Genomic DNA, 18,338 nt, shown 5'->3' on the forward strand with positions numbered 1-18,338 from the left:
ATGATGGAAGGTAAGACGTTGCATGAGATTATCACTGAAATTAAGACAGCGTTTAAAGCGATTTTTAAGTAAGTTTATTTTTTTCCGCCCCACTTTGGGGCTTTTTTATGGAGTGAACTATGAGTAGTTATATCAAACAAATCCAAACCACACTTAAGCAAGCAGGGCTATACACAGACGAAGTTGACGGCATTGCCGGCCCCAAAACAGTTGCTGCAGTCAAAGCCGCTGCTGCTAACGAGCTGCTAGATGCAGAAGCCAAGCGAGCAGTTGAGCAACAAAACGCATCACACCCTGAGCTTGCCACACCCAAGCCTGACCAGCCACTTGTTGAAGCTAGTGGCTTTGAGCTTGGCGAAAAGAGCTTAAAGCGATTAGAAGGCGTTAATGACAATCTTGTCAAAGTGGTCAAGCGAGCGATTGAAATTACCCCCATTGATTTCATGGTTGTTGAAGGGGTGCGTACTAAAGAGCGTCAGCGTCAGCTTGTGGCCAAAGGTGCCTCTAAGACAATGAATAGCCGACATCTGACGGGTCATGCTGTAGATATTGCCCCCGTAGTAGATGGTCAAGTGTCTTGGGATTTTAATGACTACTACCCACTTGCAAAAGCAATGGCAACTGCCGCCACAGAGCTTGGCGTTAAAGTTCGTTGGGGTGGAGCATGGACGACCATCACTAATAAATCTGGTACACCGCAAGATTGGGTGAAAGCCTATCGTGCAGGTGGTGGACGCTTCTTAGATGGTCCGCATTTTGAGTTGCCTGCTTGATTCTGCTCCAAAAGCTGCTCATTTGAGCGGCTTTTGTTTTGCCTGAGCTGATTACTCTTGTTCTAGCTGATAAATCTCAATCACATTGCGACAGCGACTGTTATCCATCGTGTAGATGGCTTAAAATAAAAAACCCCATTTGGGGTTTTTATTGAAAATCTGGCGTATGCACCAGCTTTGATGAGATTTTTTAGTTAAGTGATAGGGTGAAATAATAAGAGTATATATGAAAGTATATTTAATTTCAAATATAAAAAAATACAATATTATCAATATATTATATAAGTAATTCCAGTCCGACCACTGGTACCATCTAAACTTCCGTAGAAGTTCGTTAAAGTTCAAAAACCCTTGAAGTGTATGGCTTTAAGGGTTTTTTATATAAAGTCCATAAATTTTTATTGCAATACACAATTTTAGGGGTAAAATTTGGGATGCATCATGCATTTAGGCATCATTCTAATGCCCCCAGTCATCTTGATAAGCCAGCCTTCTACTTAAAAACCCTTGATGACCAAGGGTTTTTATATTTGCTATGCTTGTTTATTTGGCAATCACCCCACACGCCATGCGAGCACCGCCACCGCCCAAAGGTGCTGGATGGTCAGAATGGTTATCGCCACCTTCATGAATCATCAAAGACAAACCTTTGATTTGTTCTAAGCGTTTGATGCGTGGTGCCAATACTGATGTGGAAGCTGTGCCATCAGCATTGACAATCAGCACAGGCAAATCACCCAAGTGGGCATCATGTTGCCAAGGCAGACCATGTTTGCCTGCATGTTTGGGGTCCCAATGACCACCTGCCCCCAAACCTGCTACCAGTTTGCCGTCTTTTTCTTTGGGTTCACAGCTTGGGTTTTCATGCAGGTGAAAGCCATGTGCACCAGCAGTCAAACCATGCAGTTTGGGTGTGAACACCAAACCATGTTTTGAGCGAGTTACTTCAACCACGCCAACATCTTTGTTGCCAGCAACAGGGTCAAGCAGTTGCATATTGATGGTCAGTGCTGGCTTTGCCATTGCTACTGTAGATACTGCCAATAGAGCTGTGCATAATAATTTATTGACAAATTTAATCTTCATAAAAAATCCTTGAAATGCCACTAAAAAAAATTAAAACTATCCACAACAGCCATAGCCGTCATGAAGGTGTGGTCATTGTAACAAAAATACACAAATAAGAAAATGAGAAATCTAAAAATTTTGATTGGTGGTTGGATTGTGGGTGCGGTATGGTAGGGTTTTCTTTTGTTTTTAGCGGTGTTTTAAAAATGGTTTATTGGCTTGATCATCTTGGTTTGCGGTACTGTAAATATCAAGATGACAAGCTGGTAATCCTTTAAATGTAGAAAAATTGATTGATATGTAGCAGATATCTTGATGAAGTAAAGCATATTTTACTAAGTCTAAATTACCACTTGGTCTTAAAATATGTTATATTAGGATGCTTTTACATTTGAGAATAACCATGAATATCTTAAAGCCCTTTGCTTTATCATTGGCTATTTTTTTGCCTTTTTATTTGAGTGCTTGCCAAACTTTAACCAATACGACCCCACAAAATACACATAACACACCCAAAACTCAACAATTACGCCTATTTCAAGACATTAAAAAACACAAATTAGACAACGGTCTTACTGTCATCATCAAAGAAGACAGGCGAGCTCCTGTCGTCATGACCCAGATTTGGTATGGCGTGGGGGCAAATGATGAGCCAGTTGGTAAAGGCGGGTTGTCGCATTTTTTGGAGCATTTGATGTTTAAAGACACCCCCAAGGTCTCTGGTGATGAATTTAGCCAACTGATTAGCCATTATGGGGGCAACAACAACGCCTATACTAACGCAGATGTTACCGTTTATCATGAGATTTTGCCTGCCAATCGCTATCCCTTAGCCTTGGAGCTTGAAGCCAATCGCATGAAAAATATCTTGTTTAAACCTGAACAAATCCAAAGCGAACGTCAAGTTATCCAAGAAGAACGCCGAGTTCGCACCGATGATAATCCCATGGCAAAGGCATTTGAAACTTGGCGAGCCTTTATTTATAAAGACACGCCACGTGCTCACCCTGTGATTGGCAGCATGGCAGACATCAACAACCTAAGTATGGACGACTTACAAAACTGGTATCAAACATGGTATGTGCCAAATAATGCCACACTGGTTATTGTTGGCGATGTGGACAGTGATGATGCTTTGGCTTGGGTGAAAAAATATTTTGGACAAATCCCCAAAGGAGCAAAGACACCCCCACGCACACCTGCCCAGTTTATTCATGCTGATGATATATTTGTTGGACAAGGCGGTATCAATGAACGTACCATCACCATTTACGAACCTGTCAAAGTACCAAGCATTATTTTGGCATGGCAAGTCCCAAGCTTATCTAGCTTACGCCTAAGCGGTCATGACAACCCCAAAACACAGCGTGAATTGCTTGCTTTGGGCTTATTTGATGACGTGTTAAGTGGTGGCGGGTCTAGCCGTTTTGCCAAAAATTTAATTAAAAATAACAAGGTTACTTCTGTCAGTGCCAGTTATCAAGGCACAAGCTATGGTGATGGCTTATTTGTTGTTGGTATTACGCCCAAAGCAGGGAGCAGCCTTGATGACACCAAACAGCTTGTGCTTGATGAAATAAAACGCACCATGACCGACCCCATTACCCAAAAAGAGCTTGACCGTTCTTTTATTGCTTTAAAAACCGCCTTGGTATTTGCATCCGAAGGCGTGTCAGGGCAGGCTCAAATTCTAGGTGAGCTTCACCACAACAACATCAGTTTTGAGCAAATCCAACAAGAGTTAGACACCATGCCAACCATTACTGCTGATGAAATCAAAAATGCGGGCAAAAAATACTTGACCGATGAACGTATGTACACAGCTTATATTTTACCAACTGATAAAGATGAGCAATGATTACCAAAATTATTTTAAAATGCCAGATGTGATTAACAGCTTAATTTATCTCAATCTTATTTTATCAGACTTACAATAAACACATCAAAGATACAAAAAATATGAAGAGTTTTACCCTAAAATCGCTCAGTTTTGCTTTGTTATTATGCACCACGCCCGTTTTGGCAAATCATCACAGCCACGTACAAACAACTACCAGTAACACGCCTTTGCCTGTGCTTGACAGCCTAAGTGATGATAAACCCCTTAAATTAAAAATCCCCCGCATGGAGCGATTTGATGTACAAGGTGTGCCTGTGATTTTTACACAAATCAATGAGCTGCCAATTTTAGACATTTCTATGACTTTTAAAGGCGGTTCTGCCAAAGATGACACCATTCGCCCTGATGGTCATGGTATTGCTCACATGACCGCCATCATGATGACACAAGGCACGACCAATCTTGATGAAAATGAATTTGATGAACAATCAGAGCTGCTTGGGGCAAGTTTTGGGGCGGCGGCTTATTTAGATACTTTTACTTTTGATTTTAGAAGTTTATCAGATGACAAAGCGCTTAATTCTGCCCTTGATTTGTTTGTTGAGATGATACAAAATCCCAGTTTTGACGAGAATATTTTAAAACGCAACCAAGCTCAGCTTGATGTGGGCTTTGAGCATGAAAAACAAAACCCCAGCCATCTTGCTCATTTGGCATTTTTACAGACCATGTATGGCACGCACCCCTATGCCACACCCATTATTGGCACACGACAAAGTGTCAGCATCATCCAACGTGATGATTTGATTGCTTATAAAAACAACTATCTTACCCAAAGTAATGCCCACATCACCATCACAGGCGACATCGGCCACAAACAAGCCCACGCCATCGCAAACCGCCTTGTAAGCACCTTGCCCAAGGGTGATAAGGTAAGCGATTTACCTGCACCCATGCCACCAACACCCCAACACGTCCACATCCCTTATGACAGCACCCAAACACACATCTATATTGGACACATGGGCGAAAAAGAAACCAAAGACCCCAAAGAGTGGCAACGTCGTACCAATTTTAGCCTTGGTAATGCAGTTTTGGCAGGGGGCGATTTTAATGCTTATTTGATGAACGAAATTCGCAAAAAAGGCGGTTATACTTATGGCATTCAAGGCGGTATGCATGTCTTTGATGAGCGGGGCTATTATCGCATTTATTTTGCCACTCAGACTGACAAAGCCACCGAAGCCATAGAAAAAACCCTAAATGTGATTAATAATACCAAAAAACATGGCATCACACAAAGCGAGCTTGACTTAGAACGCACCAGCCGTCAATATGCCCACCCCATGAGTCTTGCCACCAATTTGGCGATTCATCACACGGCAAGCACACTGGGCTATAATGATTTGCCTGATAACCACATCAATGATTATTTGGTGCGACTGGACAAGGCGACCTTAGATGATGTCAATCATGCTCTAAATACCTATATTCGCCCTGATGAGTTTATCATTGTTACCATTGGTAAAGAAAAACCCAATCTATCACATCTATTTGATAAACTCAAAAATAAACCAACTGATGACAAATAACAAATTAATATTTGGCAAATTAAAAAATATCTGGCTTTAAATAAGGCACATCATGCGATTTTTTGTAGAAAATGAATTAAGTGTTGGTACGAATTTTGTTTTACCTGATAACGTTTATCATCATTGGTGCAAGGTGCTAAGAGCCACGATGGGCGATGTTGCCACGCTGTTTAATGGGCAAGGGGGGGAATACACCGCCAAACTGACCAACATCAATAAACAGTCCGCCACGGTCTTTATTGATAAATTTAACCCCATTAATCGCACACCGCCATACAAAATCACCCTAATCCAAGCCATCAGCAAAGGCGAACGCATGGATTGTACCATTCAAAAGGCGGTGGAGTTGGGCGTATCTGCCATACAGCTCATTATAACAGAACGCTCTGAGCGTTTGCGTTATGAGCGTGATTACAAAAAATTGCACCATTGGCAAAAAATCGCCATTTCTGCCTGTGAACAATGTGGCATGAATCTTGTTCCTAAAATTTTACCACCGATTGTGTTAAGTGAGTTTTTACCCACCTGTCATGATGAACTAAAAATTGTCATGAGTCTGCCACATGATGACCACACTTTTCACCCAAGTATGCTACCTGCTACCATCAGTTTATTGGTAGGAGCAGAAGGTGGATTGTCTGCTGATGAAATTGCTCTGTGCCATCATCATGGTTTCGTATCGTGGGCGATAGGTGAGCGGATTTTGCGAACAGAAACGGCTGGCGTGGTGGGAATGGCAGGGCTTGCGGTGATAAATGCCATGCAATCGCATTAACCTGACTGGTGTGAATTGGATTTGAAAAATGCTGTTGAGATAAAAATTAGTTTATAGTACAGGCTTATGTTTGGGTTTTTGTTGAGTGAAAATGGCTATTATCTATTTTTTATACAAAAAAAAGGGTTTTTATCTCTATAAACCCTGATTTATTTAATATGGTAGGCCCAGCAGGACTTGAACCTGCGACCAAAGGATTATGAGTCCTCTGCTCTAACCAACTGAGCTATGAGCCCTTAATATCATAAATAAAATTAAACATTTATTAAGATAAATATTTTACAATAAATTAAAACTAAATGCAAATATTTTTTTCATACACATCAAGTTAATTAAAAATTCTTGTTACTACTTGCTACAAAAAAATCTAAAAATTTGCAAATATGATACAATATTCACTGTAAAAAACTTAATTTAATTACTTTATGATAAATCAGATAATGGATAAAAATTTAAACAGCTCTCTTGATAACCAACATCGTTTACTAAAACCCTTATACATCAACGGTTTAAAGATTGAAAATCGTTTATGGTTGGCACCAATGGCAGGCGTAACAGACAATCCCTTTCGCCGTCTTGCCAAGTCTTTTGGGGTAGGTCATGCCATCAGTGAGATGATGATTGCAGACACAGCGTTGTATGCTCGCAAAAAATCTTTGTACCGTGCTAATTTTGAAGGAGAAATTGCTCCCATATCTGCCCAAGTGGCTGGGGCTGAGCCTGACAAACTTGCCCAAGCGGTCAAGTTTCAAGTACAAAATGGGGCGGCGATTGTGGACATCAATATGGGTTGCCCTGCCAAAAAAGTGTGCCGTAAACTCTCTGGCTCGGCACTGCTACAAGATTTGGAGCTGGTTAAACGACTGCTGGATAGTGCGGTAGAAGCGGTAGCAAATTTGGGCGTACCCATCACGCTAAAAACTCGCCTAGGCTTTGAAAATGGCAAAGAAAACATTTTGACAGTTGCCAGTATTGCCGAGCAAGCAGGGATATCCGCCCTTGCCATACACGGACGCACCAGAGAAGATTTTTATACAGGTCAGGCACGTTATGAGCTGATTAAGCAGGTCAAAGCCCATGCCAAAATCCCCATCATTGTCAATGGCGATATTGACAGCCCCCAAAAAGCCAAATGGGTTGCTGACTACACAGGAGCTGATGCGGTGATGATAGGTAGGGCGGCTCAGGGGCGACCGTGGATTTTTAAAGACATTACCCATTATTTGAACACTGGCGAAATCCTGCCCAGCCCAACTGCTGGTGAGCTAAGACAGATTGTGCTTGCTCACCTTGATGAGTTGTATCGTTTTTATGGCGAATACTCAGGTTGTCGCATTGCTCGTAAGCACATTGCGTGGTACACGGGTGGGCTTGCCAATTCCAATGCTTTTCGTGAAGCGATGTATCGTGAAGAAACCACCGCAGGACAATATCGGGCGGTGGATGAGTTTTTAAAGCTAGAATCTTAGTGTTAATGAACTGCCTCAATCACGAAAACTTATGAACACTTAATGCTATTCTGACGTTGTGTCTTTGTTGGGGTTGTCCTTTTCGGTAATAATATCAGCATTGGGGTCGCCAAGGCTAAATATCTCACTAAAAATGGGCTGTGCTTTTAACAGCAGTTTTTCTTTTTGCACATAGGCATGGTTGATTTGTACTTTTTTAAAATAATCTTTGAGACGCTCTTTGGGTAGAAATTTGTTGGGCTGAATTTCTGCTGTTAGCCACCGCCCAATTTCCAAATAGATAAAATTGCCTTTGTATTCAATAAAAGGTTTGCCTTTTAATTTTGGCGACAGACTCAACAAAAAGGGCAGGGGGTCTTTGTTTAAAAAACGCCGATACATATTGATGACTGACTTGATGGCAGGTTTTTTCCACCATGATTTGGTGTGTAGGTCTAAAATTTCGGTGTCGCTGAGCTGTTCAAAGACAACAATTTGGGTAAATTTATCTGCTCTGATTTGCGTCAAACGAAAATTGCTGGCAATAGAAAAGTGCATGCCCAAAAAATTGGCAGTGCAATACAAACGTAAATAATCGTCTAACAATTCTACTTTTAAATCCAGTAACAAACCAACATTTTTTACAACGTATTGTTGCAGGGCATCATTGAGCTGAGTTTGGCTGACCATGACCAAAATCTCATCGGACAGATTATCTGTGGTGGTGGCGTAGCTGTGTTTGATATTGGCAAGTGTACTTTGCCAGTTGTTTAAAAAATTATCAGTCAAAGGAATGCTATAATCGTTCATCGGTTGTCTGTTAAAAATAAAAGGATTGTAACAAAAATTTTGGGCATTGTGTGTGTTATTTAAAAAATAGGGGCAATTTGCCCCTGCATAAAACCATCAAATACACTCGCCACGCCACAAATCGTCTAAGCTTTCACGTTCTCGCACCACACGATGTGTGCCATCATCACACATAATCTCGGCAGGTCGTGGACGGCTGTTATAATTGCTTGCCATCACAAAGCCATACGCACCTGTTCCTGTGATGGCAAGGGTGTCGCCTACTTTTAAAGCAAGTTGACGGTCTTTGCCCAAAAAGTCGCTAGACTCACAAACTGCCCCAACAACATTCCAAGTGGTAAAAGGTGTGTCTTGGTGTGGCTGAGCAGGAATGATGGCCATCACAGAGTCATACAAAGCAGGACGAATTAGCTCAGACATCGATGCATCCACGATGGCAAAGTTTTTGTGCTCAGTAGGCTTTAACACATCAACCTTAGTCAATAACACGCCTGCATTGGCACTGATATTGCGACCGGGTTCTAAATGTAAACCAAGCCCATATTTTTTTTGCAAATCAAGCAGTTTTGGCAGTAACGCATTGGCAAATGTTTGTACACTGGCAGGATTTTCATCAACATAACGCACGCCCAAACCACCACCCAAATCCAAATGGCGTAGATTGATACCAAGGCGATAAAGTTGGTCAATAATCTCAATCATTTTATCCAAAGCATCCACAAAGGGCTGTATGTCGGTCAGCTGTGAACCAATATGGCAATCAATGCCAATGAGATCAAGATTTGGCAGTGATTTGGCAAGCTGATACGCTTGAATGGCTTGGTCATGACTGATGCCAAACTTGTTGTCTTTTAAACCTGTGGAGATATAAGGGTGCGTTTTTGCGTCCACATCAGGATTGATGCGTAGGGCGATGGGAGCGACTTTGTTCAGTTTGCTTGCAACTTGACTGATAAGCTCAATCTCGCTGATGGCTTCCACATTAAAACAGCCAATCCCTGCATCTAGGGCAGTGGTGATGTCGTCAGCGGTTTTTCCCACACCAGAATAGACGATTTTACTGGCCTGTCCGCCTGCTTTTAATACACGAAAAAGCTCGCCCACTGACACAATGTCAAAACCTGCCCCTGCTGTGGCAAGAGTGGCAAGTACGGCTAAGTTTGAATTGGATTTGACTGCATAGCAAATTTGTACATCTGACAAAGGAGCAAAGCTGTCCACATACGCCTGATAATTGGCAAGTAGGGCGTTTTTGCTATATACATAAAGTGGTGTGCCATAAACTTCACTTAAAGTTTTTGTACTGACATTATCTATAAAAAGTGTGCCATCTTGGTAATGGATAAACGGCAAATCTGCCACAAAAGATTTTGGGTCTAACGTCAAGATGGGGTGTTGGGTGCTGTTTGCCATGACTGCTCCATGATGTGAGTGTTGGGGGCTTATTGTAACAAAAAATGATGATTTTACCATTTTTATTTTGGGTTTTGAGTGGTTTTAAAAGCTGATGACTGCCAGTAAAGGCATGATGACGATGTTTGGGGCTTTTTATGTTAAAATGGTCAAGGTTTTTCTTGATTTTAGATGTTATGACTGCACCAGTTTTAAAGCACCACACCTTTAAGGACAAATTTATTGCATGGCTACATTTGACACGTTTTGACAAACCAATTGGCACAGAACTGCTACTTTATCCGACCTTGTGGGCGTTATTTTTGGCAAACGTTGGGTTTGGGAGACTACCGAGTGTCGCTCATGTGGTGATTTTTGCGATGGGGGCAGTACTCATGCGTGCCTCAGGTTGTGCCATCAATGATTTTGCTGACCGCAAAGTAGATGGGCAAGTCAAACGCACCAAATCTCGCCCCTTGGCAGACGGACGATTGTCAGCAAAAACAGCAGTTTTGACTTTTGTTGGGTTGTCGCTTTTGGCAGCAAGTTTGCTTGTGTTTTTGCCCGTACAGGTGTTTTATTGGTCGCTCATTGCGGTGGTGCTTGCCTTTATTTATCCATTTATGAAACGTTATACCCACCTGCCTCAAGTGGTGCTGGCAATGGCGTTTGGGTGGGCGGTGCCAATGGCGTATGTGGCGACCATTGGTAAGGTGGATGTTTGGGGCTGGCTGGTGTTTGGGGCGTATATGTGTTGGACGGTGGCGTATGACACTCAATACGCCATGTGTGATAGGGATGATGACATAAGAATTGGTGTCAAATCTACTGCCATTTTATTTGGTCGACTGGATGTGGTCATCATCATGATGTTGCAGGCGTGTTTTGTGGGAATGATGGCGGTGGTGTTGTGGCATTATTTTAATGGTTGGGCGGTGTTAGGCATATTACCTGTGGTAGCAATGGTCATTCATCAGTATCATTTGATTAAACATAAAGAACGTCTCAGCTGTTTTAGTGCCTTTCGTCAAAATGCGTGGGTGGGGCGGTATATGTTGCTGTTGGTGGTTGGTTGCTGTTTGTTTTAACTTTTAGTAGTAAGCAATTCGGTTTTTATTGGTTTTTGGAAAAATGACCCAAAGAGTCAAATTCCATTTTGTAGCGATTTTATTTCAAATAAGTTAATTTTATCTATTTTATCTGGATGAACAACTATTCTTAATTGCGCTGGATATTTAAATCTTGTTTCACTAATTCTAAATGTCCATAGCATTATTTTTAATAACTCTTCATCAGTAATATTTTTATGTTCTTTTATCCGAGTAATGCCAGAGCCAAATATTGGAACCGATACACTTCTTTGAGCATAAACTGCATTGATTTCGTCCCAAAATTTAATCAAAAACTCCAAATACTCCGGCATTGTTAGAACTGCTTGATTTAAATTATTAAATTTAGCAAAAGCAGTTATTAAGTATTCATCATTATATAAACAAACTGTGCCAATTTTATATTTTTGTTTTTTTCCATCAAGACGGCTTGTATTTTTTTCTAAAATATTTTCATCTCTAAATTTGTATTTATTAATGTAGCTATCTAATTCATCAACAGTTTGATTAATTATTTTTTCAATAAAAATACCATTTAAAGAAGCTTTTGAAATAATTTCATTATCTACTTTTGTATCAAAGTACTCATTAAATGGAATGGCTTTCAAATCATCTTGAACAAAGATATCTCCAGTTACTATGGAAATAGTTGTATTTTCAATATAAAGATTAATTTTTTTCCATTTTGAGACATATATCCATAATCCTATATAAAATAAAAAGGAAAATGTAATTAATCCAATAGGATAATAGATTTTTTCTTTTAATGGTTGATTGTCAATAAATAAAACTATTAAACCAAATATTGTAGAGAAGGCAGAGAAATAGCTCCAAAACATTTTTCTTAAATTAGCATCAAAAAACGAACTTTCATTTATTATTCTCTAAAATAAAAAAGGAAGTTATTTCATAGAAATACTCCCCCTAACTTCACTTATCTATAAAAGTAAATTCCACTATCACGTTTATTTTGAACGGTAAAATTGCTATTATTCAATGCTTTTCGAATAGTCTCTTTTTTCATTGGGATATGCAATGTTGGTACATTTTCCATTAACTCACGAAACCTGGGTAAATTATCCCACAATGATTTAATTTTATTATTTAAATCTGTTTGTTGTGAGTTTAATAATGATGACTCATCTGAATAATCTGGATAAACCACAATAACAGGCAAACCTTTCGTTCCAATACCATATTCAATTTCTTCGCGCAATGCTCTTGAATTTAAGGTTCTTTCACTCAAAAATAAAATGACATTTTTAGATACGCTTAATCGTTGATGAAGTCTAGGTTTTAATGTTCCCTCCTAATCACTACCATCACGCACATTGTAAGTTGCATCATGTGCATTAATGAAAGGAAAAGAGTTGTCTGCTGCTTTCCAAGCTTTCAATAAATTGTAAAAACAAAAATCTTTAGTAGCATGTGCTTTTAAATTGCTTTCACTAAAAGGCTCTTTGACATAAAATGCAGAATAATTTTTGGTTCTGTTGCTCATATAGAAATCTCTCTAATTAAAGTTGTATGAATAAAAATATTGATTTTATGTGTTACACATAATTAATGAATATTAATGAATTTAACCCACTGTTACATTACAACTATCAATGACACCGCCACCCAAGCACACTTCACCATCATAAAACACCACCGACTGCCCCAAAGTAACCGCTCTTTGTGGCTCATCAAAGACCACACGCACTTTGTCATCATCATGGTAAATGGTGCAGGTTTGGTCGCTTTGGCGGTAGCGGGTTTTGGCAGTAAGTTTAATGCCATCAGCAGGCGGGCTAACAACCCAGTCCAGTTTGTAAGCGGTGAGCTCAGTGCTTTGTAACATGGGGTGGTCATGTCCTTGCCCAACAATTAAGCGATTATTCACCAAATCTTTATGCAAAACAAACCACGGCTCTTCGGGGCGATTTGCCACACCGCCAATGCCAATGCCGCCACGCTGACCGATGGTGTAGTACATCAAACCGTCATGCGTGCCTAATTTTAGACCATCATCACTATAAATGTCGCCTTGTTTGGCAGGCAGATAGGTTTGTAAAAAGTCCTTAAATTTACGCTCACCAATAAAGCAAATGCCTGTACTGTCCTTTTTTTTGGCAGTAGCAAGCCCATGTTTTTCGGCAATGGCACGCACGTCTTGTTTTTCAAGTTCGCCCACAGGAAATAAAGTTTTGGCGATTTTTTCACCACTTACTGCGTGTAAAAAGTAACTTTGGTCTTTGTTATTGTCTAGCCCCCGCAACAAACACGCTTTACCATCTTGTTCAAAGCCACGCCGTGCATAATGTCCTGTGGCGATATAGTCTGCCCCAAGGTTTAAAGCATAATCCAAAAAGGCTTTAAATTTGACTTCTTTGTTGCACAAAATATCAGGGTTTGGCGTGCGACCTGATTCATATTCTTCCAAAAAATGCTCAAAGACATTATCCCAATACTCCGCCGAAAAATTGGCGGTATGAAGTGTGATACCAATACTGTCCGCCACCGCTTGTGCATCAGCCAAATCAGTCATGGCGGTGCAATATTCGGTGCCGTCATCTTCTTCCCAGTTTTTCATGAACAAGCCTTCTACATCAAAGCCTGCTTCTTTTAATAAAACAGCAGATACAGAACTGTCCACGCCACCAGACATACCCACGATGACTTTGATGTCTTTGGGGGGTTTATTCAGGCTGGTGGCAACATCGGCAAGGGTAAAGGCTTGGGTCATAAGATGGCTCTTTGTGGGTATTTTAAACTTAAAATTATATAGGCATGGTGGTGCATTTTGCAAGTAAACAGGTAGCAATAATTTTCTTGAAAAAAGTACCAAATGGTACTATAATAGCTAAAATTAGTACCATATCGGACTTTTTATTTTTTGATATATTTTTTACAGTAAGGTCAATCATGCACGCACTAGATACGATTGCTGAATCCATGATGAAGTTTTTGAATTTGTATGAACAATGGGCAAAACAGCAAGGCTATTTAAATAATGAATTTTTTGTATTGTATTCTATTGGTCGGCATGGTCAATGCACGCCCAAGCAAATCGCCCAAGATTGGTGTTTACCCAAACAAACCGTAAGCAATGTTTGTAAACAGCTGATTGCCAAAGGTTTGGTTGTCTATCAGATTGATAGCACTGACAAGCGTGCTAAATTATTGCGTTTGACCACTAATGGACAAGAGGTAGTGATACCTATGTTGGCACATCTTGAGCAGATAGAATATGACAGCATGAGAGAGTTTGGTGAACAAGCATTGGTCAAATTTGAAACAGACATTCTAAAACTGACACAGATTTTAAGCCAAAATTTGGGTTTGGTGGGAATAAATCATGACAATGAATAGCACTAATAATGTTTGGTCAAGTCTTTGGCATATTGCCAAAACCAACAAACCTGCCTTGTCATTGACCTTTTTGTTGGTGGCATTAGAAAATGTGTTATTGTTGACTTATCCCTTGTTTGGTAGTTTTGCTGTCAACGCCATTGTTGTGGGGAATTTGTGGCAGGCGTTAAGTTATGCTGTGGTAGTGCTGTTGATTTGGCTGGTTGGCTCATCAAGACGAGCGGTGGATACACGCACCTTTGCTCGTATTTATGCCAATTTGGCGGTGCCTGTGATTGTCTCACAGCGTGAGCAAGGATTGGATACGTCTGCCATTAGTGCTAGAGTGGCATTGTCTCGTCAGTTTGTGAATTTTTTTGAGCTACATTTACCAGTGCTGATGACTGCTGGCTTTTCGGTGATGGGCTCGGTAGCCATGCTGCTATTGATTGAGTTTTGGTCGGGGGTAGTGGCTTGTGTGATTTTGGCAGTATTTATGGTGATTATGCCAACCTATACCAAAGTCAATGGTGGTATTTATGCCAAACTCAACAATCGCCTAGAAAAAGAAGTGAGCGTGATTGAGCGTGGTCGTTTCGATGAACTGATAAGGCACTATGACCTGTTGGCAAAAATTCGTATTCGCTTGTCTAACAGAGAGGCACTGAGTTATTTGATGGTGGGCGTAGCAATGGCGATATTATTTGCGGTGAGCATCATTCAGCTCACCACCAAAAGGGCAGAAGCAGGGCATATTTATGCCGTCATTACTTATCTTTGGACTTTTGCCATGTGTCTTGATGATATGCCGCGATTGATAGAGGAGTTTTCTAATCTAAAAGATATTGGTAAACGGGTGTCACTATCTTGATGTCTTTGGTGCTCATTGATGGAAAAAGATTAAGATGATACACTATGATAAATGATTGTTTGGGGATGGTTGATGTTAAGAATTGGTCAAGGTTTGGATGTTCATGCTTTTACACAGGGTGATTTTGTGACGCTAGGTGGTGTGCGTATTCCCCACACACAAGGCATCAAAGCCCATTCAGATGGTGATGTGTTATTGCACGCTTTGGCGGACGCACTTTTGGGGGCGTTGGCACTGGGCGATATTGGTCAGCACTTTCCTGATACTGACCCTGCTTTTAAGGGCACGGACAGTAAAGTTTTATTAAAACAGGTTTATGAATTGGTACAAATTTAGGGTTAAGGTAGAATTTTGCAAGGTGGTCAATGCTAACAAGATGATTATTGTATGGTATTTTGAGTATTTTGTATAAAAACCGCCCATAAATCATGAGCGGTTTTTGATGGTTAAGAGTGATTACTCATAGTTGTCGATACTCGGACAACTACAAATCAAGTTCTTATCACCATAAACGTCGTCCACACGACCAACGCTTGGCCAAAACTTGTGTTTACGCACATAGTCTAGTGGGAAGGCGGCATAATCACGACTATAAGCACGCTCCCAAGTATCAGCCGTTACTACGCTGGCGGTGTGTGGGGCATTGACTAGGGGGTTGTTGTCAAGTGTCCAGCCATCTGCACCATTTTTCACCTTTAAGGCTTCTTGTTTGATTTGCTTTAAGGCGGCAATGAAGCGGTCTAGCTCATCTTTGCTCTCGGACTCGGTGGGCTCAATCATGAGCGTACCTGCCACAGGGAATGACATGGTTGGTGCGTGAAAACCATAGTCCATCAAGCGTTTGGCGATGTCAGTTTCTGTGATGCCGGTTTCTTCTTTTAGGGGGCGGATGTCAATGATGCATTCATGAGCCACAAAGCCATTTTTGCCCGTATAAAGCACAGGATAGTCGTCTGACAGTGATTTGGCAACATAGTTGGCATTGAGCAAGGCTTGTTTGGTTGCTGATAGCAGTCCATCACGTCCCATCATGGTGATGTACATCCACGAAATCGGCAAAATGCTTGCTGAGCCATAAGGGGCTGCTGATACCGCACCTTGACCATTGGTGGCATTATGCACAGGCGTTACGCTGTGGCTGGCAATAAAGGGGGTAAGGTGGGATTTTAGACCAATGGGACCCATGCCAGGACCGCCACCACCATGTGGAATGCAGAATGTCTTGTGTAGGTTCATGTGTAGCACGTCCGCCCCTACGTCCGCAGGCTGCATGATGCCCACCTGTGCGTTCATGTTGGCACCGTCCATATACACTTGCCCGCCGTGTTCGTGAATCAGGTCGCAAATATCACGAATGCCTTCTTCAAACACGCCATGTGTGGACGGATAAGTAATCATCAACGCCCCAAGATTGTCAGAATGTGCTTCACATTTGGCGGTCAAATCATCAATATCCACGTTGCCGTTGTCATCGGTGGCAACGACCACCACTTTCATGCCCATCATTTGAGCGGTGGCAGGGTTGGTGCCGTGTGCTGAGCGGGGGATTAGGCAGACGTTGCGGTCTGTTTGACCTTGAGACTCATGATAACGGCGAATCGCTAAAAGCCCTGCATATTCACCACTTGCCCCAGAGTTAGGCTGCATACTGATTTCATCAAAACCCGTAATGGCTTTTAATTGCTCTTGCAGACTGTCAATCATCTCAATGTAGCCCAAGACTTGTTCACGTGGAGCAAATGGGTGAACATTGGCAAACTCATTCCAAGTAATCGGTAACATCTCGCTTGTGGCATTTAATTTCATGGTGCAAGAGCCTAGCGAAATCATAGAGCGGTTCATCGCCAAATCTTTGTCTTCTAAGGATTTAAGATAGCGAAGCATTTGATGTTCGGTGTGATGACTGTTAAAGACAGGGTGGGTCAAAATCTCATCTGTACGCTCTAAATCCCCCAAAGCACTTTCAGCCACATCAAGACTGCCAGTAGCTCCAAAAATTTCACACAAGGCATCAAAATCTTCTCTTTCGGTCAGTTCATGAAATGCCACTGACACGCCAGTTTCGCCGTGTGTCCATAGGTTGTAGCCACGTTCTTTGGCGGTATTAAAAACTTTTTGGGCGTCATCTGCCTTATCAAAATCAACCAGCACGGTATCAAAAAATACGTCATGACGTACCTTTAAACCACTTAATTTGACTGCTTTGGCAAAGGCGACCGCTAGGGCGTGAATGCGTGTGGCAATGCGTTTTAACCCAACAGGACCATGATAGACGGCATACATGCCTGCCAAGTTGGCAAGTAAAACTTGGCTGGTGCAGATGTTTGAGTTGGCTTTTTCACGGCGGATGTGTTGCTCACGAGTTTGTAGTGCCATACGTAGGGCGGTGTTGCCTTGGGCGTCTTTGGAGACACCGATGATACGACCAGGAGCAGAGCGTTTGTCTTTGTCTTTAAAGGCAAAATAAGCAGCGTGCGGACCCCCAAAACCCATCGGTACACCAAAACGCTGAGTGCTACCTAGGGCAATGTCTGCTCCCATCTCGCTTGGCGATTTGAGTAGGACAAGACTCATAATATCTGCCCCTACAATGGCGTACGCCCCTTTTTCTTTAACGGCAGCGATGACATCTATTAAGTCCACCACATCACCGTCTTTGCCAGCATATTGAAAATACGCCCCAAAAAACTCACCAGATTTGGCGGTGTCAAAATCACCTACTACCACCTCAAAGTCAAAATATTTGGCACGAGTTTTGATGACATCTAGGGTTTGTGGGTAAGTGCGACTATCCACAAAAAACTGGTTGGATTTGGATTTGGCACAGCGTTTTGCCATGGTCATGGCTTCTGCGGCAGCAGTCGCTTCGTCCAGCAAACTTGCCCCTGCCAAGTCCATGCCAGTCAAGTCAATGCACACTTGTTGGAAGTTGAGTAGGGCTTCTAGGCGACCTTGGGCGATTTCGGCTTGGTAGGGGGTGTAAGCGGTGTACCAACCGGGATTTTCTAGCACATTACGCTGGATAACAGCAGGCAGGCGAGTGGGGCTGTAGCCTTGACCGATATAGCTTTTGGCGACCGTGATGTTATCCGCCATCGCTCGCAGTTTGGCAAGGGCTTCGTGTTCGGTGGTGGCGGTGGGTAGGTCAAGTGGTTTGTTAAGACGCACTGCTTGGGGAACAACGGCATCAATGAAGCTCTCTAAATCATCAAAGCCCACGGTGTTTAATAGGGCTTGTTGTTCGTTTTGGTCTTTGCCAAGGTGGCGTTCCACAAAGGCGTTTTGGTTAAATAGGTCAGAGAAAGTTTGGGTCATGGGGTTTCCTTA

Annotated in this window: 16 protein-coding genes, 1 tRNA gene and 1 pseudogene; 9 read left to right on the plus strand and 9 right to left on the minus strand. The window is 41.8% G+C overall.

What is annotated here, in order from left to right:
* Window positions 1-119: 119 nt before the first annotated feature.
* On the plus strand, window positions 120-773 hold the full coding sequence (locus CEW93_RS06420; RefSeq protein WP_089540460.1) for a M15 family metallopeptidase: 654 nt from the start codon (window positions 120-122) through the stop codon (window positions 771-773).
* Between the two features lie 543 nt (window positions 774-1,316).
* Here the strand turns inward: CEW93_RS06420 and sodC are convergent.
* A complete protein-coding gene (sodC, locus tag CEW93_RS06425) occupies window positions 1,317-1,859 on the minus strand; it encodes a superoxide dismutase family protein (protein ID WP_089540462.1) in 543 nt (180 codons plus the stop codon).
* A gap of 385 nt (window positions 1,860-2,244) precedes the next feature.
* Here sodC and CEW93_RS06430 point away from each other — a divergent pair, with 385 nt between their 5' ends.
* The 3 genes from CEW93_RS06430 (at window position 2,245) to CEW93_RS06440 (ending at window position 6,048) form a co-directional block, all read left to right on the plus strand.
* Complete coding sequence (locus tag CEW93_RS06430; protein WP_186727919.1) at window positions 2,245-3,699, plus strand: pitrilysin family protein; 1,455 nt, start codon at window positions 2,245-2,247, stop codon at window positions 3,697-3,699.
* A 101-nt stretch (window positions 3,700-3,800) separates the two neighbouring features.
* Window positions 3,801-5,273 (plus strand): pitrilysin family protein, encoded by a 1,473-nt coding sequence (locus CEW93_RS06435; RefSeq protein WP_089540466.1) that lies wholly within the window; start codon window positions 3,801-3,803, stop codon window positions 5,271-5,273.
* Window positions 5,274-5,322: 49 nt separating this feature from the next.
* Window positions 5,323-6,048 carry a 16S rRNA (uracil(1498)-N(3))-methyltransferase gene (locus CEW93_RS06440; RefSeq protein WP_089540468.1) on the plus strand — a complete coding sequence of 242 codons (726 nt, stop codon included), beginning with the start codon at window positions 5,323-5,325 and terminating at the stop codon, window positions 6,046-6,048.
* A gap of 159 nt (window positions 6,049-6,207) precedes the next feature.
* On the opposite strand, the gene CEW93_RS06445 is transcribed toward CEW93_RS06440, so the two are convergent.
* Window positions 6,208-6,284 (minus strand) — tRNA-Ile (locus CEW93_RS06445).
* 204 nt (window positions 6,285-6,488) lie between these two features.
* Here CEW93_RS06445 and dusB point away from each other — a divergent pair.
* Window positions 6,489-7,517: a tRNA dihydrouridine synthase DusB gene (gene dusB / locus CEW93_RS06450; protein ID WP_089540470.1), complete on the plus strand. Its 1,029-nt coding sequence runs from the start codon at window positions 6,489-6,491 to the stop codon at window positions 7,515-7,517.
* A gap of 45 nt (window positions 7,518-7,562) precedes the next feature.
* Here the strand turns inward: dusB and CEW93_RS06455 are convergent, their stop codons facing one another.
* A complete protein-coding gene (locus tag CEW93_RS06455; protein ID WP_089540472.1) occupies window positions 7,563-8,306 on the minus strand; it encodes a hypothetical protein in 744 nt (247 codons plus the stop codon).
* Window positions 8,307-8,402: 96 nt separating this feature from the next.
* Window positions 8,403-9,719 (minus strand): diaminopimelate decarboxylase, encoded by a 1,317-nt coding sequence (lysA, locus tag CEW93_RS06460; protein ID WP_089540474.1) that lies wholly within the window; start codon window positions 9,717-9,719, stop codon window positions 8,403-8,405.
* Between the two features lie 176 nt (window positions 9,720-9,895).
* On the opposite strand from lysA, the gene ubiA reads away from it, so the two are divergent.
* Window positions 9,896-10,786 (plus strand): 4-hydroxybenzoate octaprenyltransferase, encoded by an 891-nt coding sequence (ubiA, locus tag CEW93_RS06465; protein WP_089540538.1) that lies wholly within the window; start codon window positions 9,896-9,898, stop codon window positions 10,784-10,786.
* A 56-nt stretch (window positions 10,787-10,842) separates the two neighbouring features.
* Here ubiA and CEW93_RS06470 read toward each other — a convergent pair whose 3' ends face one another.
* The 4 genes from CEW93_RS06470 to mnmA all read right to left on the minus strand — a co-directional run bounded on the left by CEW93_RS06470 (window position 10,843) and on the right by mnmA (window position 13,535).
* A complete protein-coding gene (locus CEW93_RS06470) occupies window positions 10,843-11,646 on the minus strand; it encodes a macro domain-containing protein (protein ID WP_222432727.1) in 804 nt (267 codons plus the stop codon).
* A gap of 95 nt (window positions 11,647-11,741) precedes the next feature.
* A complete protein-coding gene (locus CEW93_RS10995) occupies window positions 11,742-12,053 on the minus strand; it encodes a hypothetical protein (RefSeq protein WP_255503987.1) in 312 nt (103 codons plus the stop codon).
* A gap of 63 nt (window positions 12,054-12,116) precedes the next feature.
* Window positions 12,117-12,308: a hypothetical protein gene (locus CEW93_RS11000; protein WP_255503988.1), complete on the minus strand. Its 192-nt coding sequence runs from the start codon at window positions 12,306-12,308 to the stop codon at window positions 12,117-12,119.
* Between the two features lie 81 nt (window positions 12,309-12,389).
* Window positions 12,390-13,535, minus strand: coding sequence for a tRNA 2-thiouridine(34) synthase MnmA (mnmA, locus tag CEW93_RS06480; protein WP_089540478.1), 1,146 nt, complete (start codon window positions 13,533-13,535; stop codon window positions 12,390-12,392).
* Window positions 13,536-13,714: 179 nt separating this feature from the next.
* Between mnmA and CEW93_RS06485 the strand changes: the two genes are divergently transcribed.
* From CEW93_RS06485 to ispF, 3 genes and pseudogenes are all read left to right on the plus strand, one after another.
* Window positions 13,715-14,161 (plus strand): MarR family winged helix-turn-helix transcriptional regulator, encoded by a 447-nt coding sequence (locus tag CEW93_RS06485; protein ID WP_186727920.1) that lies wholly within the window; start codon window positions 13,715-13,717, stop codon window positions 14,159-14,161.
* Window positions 14,148-15,011, plus strand: a complete 864-nt coding sequence (locus tag CEW93_RS06490) for an ABC transporter six-transmembrane domain-containing protein (protein WP_222432728.1) — start codon at window positions 14,148-14,150, stop codon at window positions 15,009-15,011. Before CEW93_RS06485 ends, CEW93_RS06490 begins: the two co-directional genes overlap by 14 nt.
* A gap of 72 nt (window positions 15,012-15,083) precedes the next feature.
* Window positions 15,084-15,338: pseudogene (ispF, locus tag CEW93_RS06495) on the plus strand (2-C-methyl-D-erythritol 2,4-cyclodiphosphate synthase); the annotation flags it as partial.
* A gap of 129 nt (window positions 15,339-15,467) precedes the next feature.
* Here the strand turns inward: ispF and gcvP are convergent.
* Window positions 15,468-18,326, minus strand: a complete 2,859-nt coding sequence (gcvP, locus tag CEW93_RS06500) for an aminomethyl-transferring glycine dehydrogenase (protein WP_089540483.1) — start codon at window positions 18,324-18,326, stop codon at window positions 15,468-15,470.
* Window positions 18,327-18,338 lie beyond the last annotated feature (12 nt).

Source organism: Moraxella sp. VT-16-12 (genome assembly GCF_002224245.2).
Lineage (GTDB): Bacteria > Pseudomonadota > Gammaproteobacteria > Pseudomonadales > Moraxellaceae > Moraxella.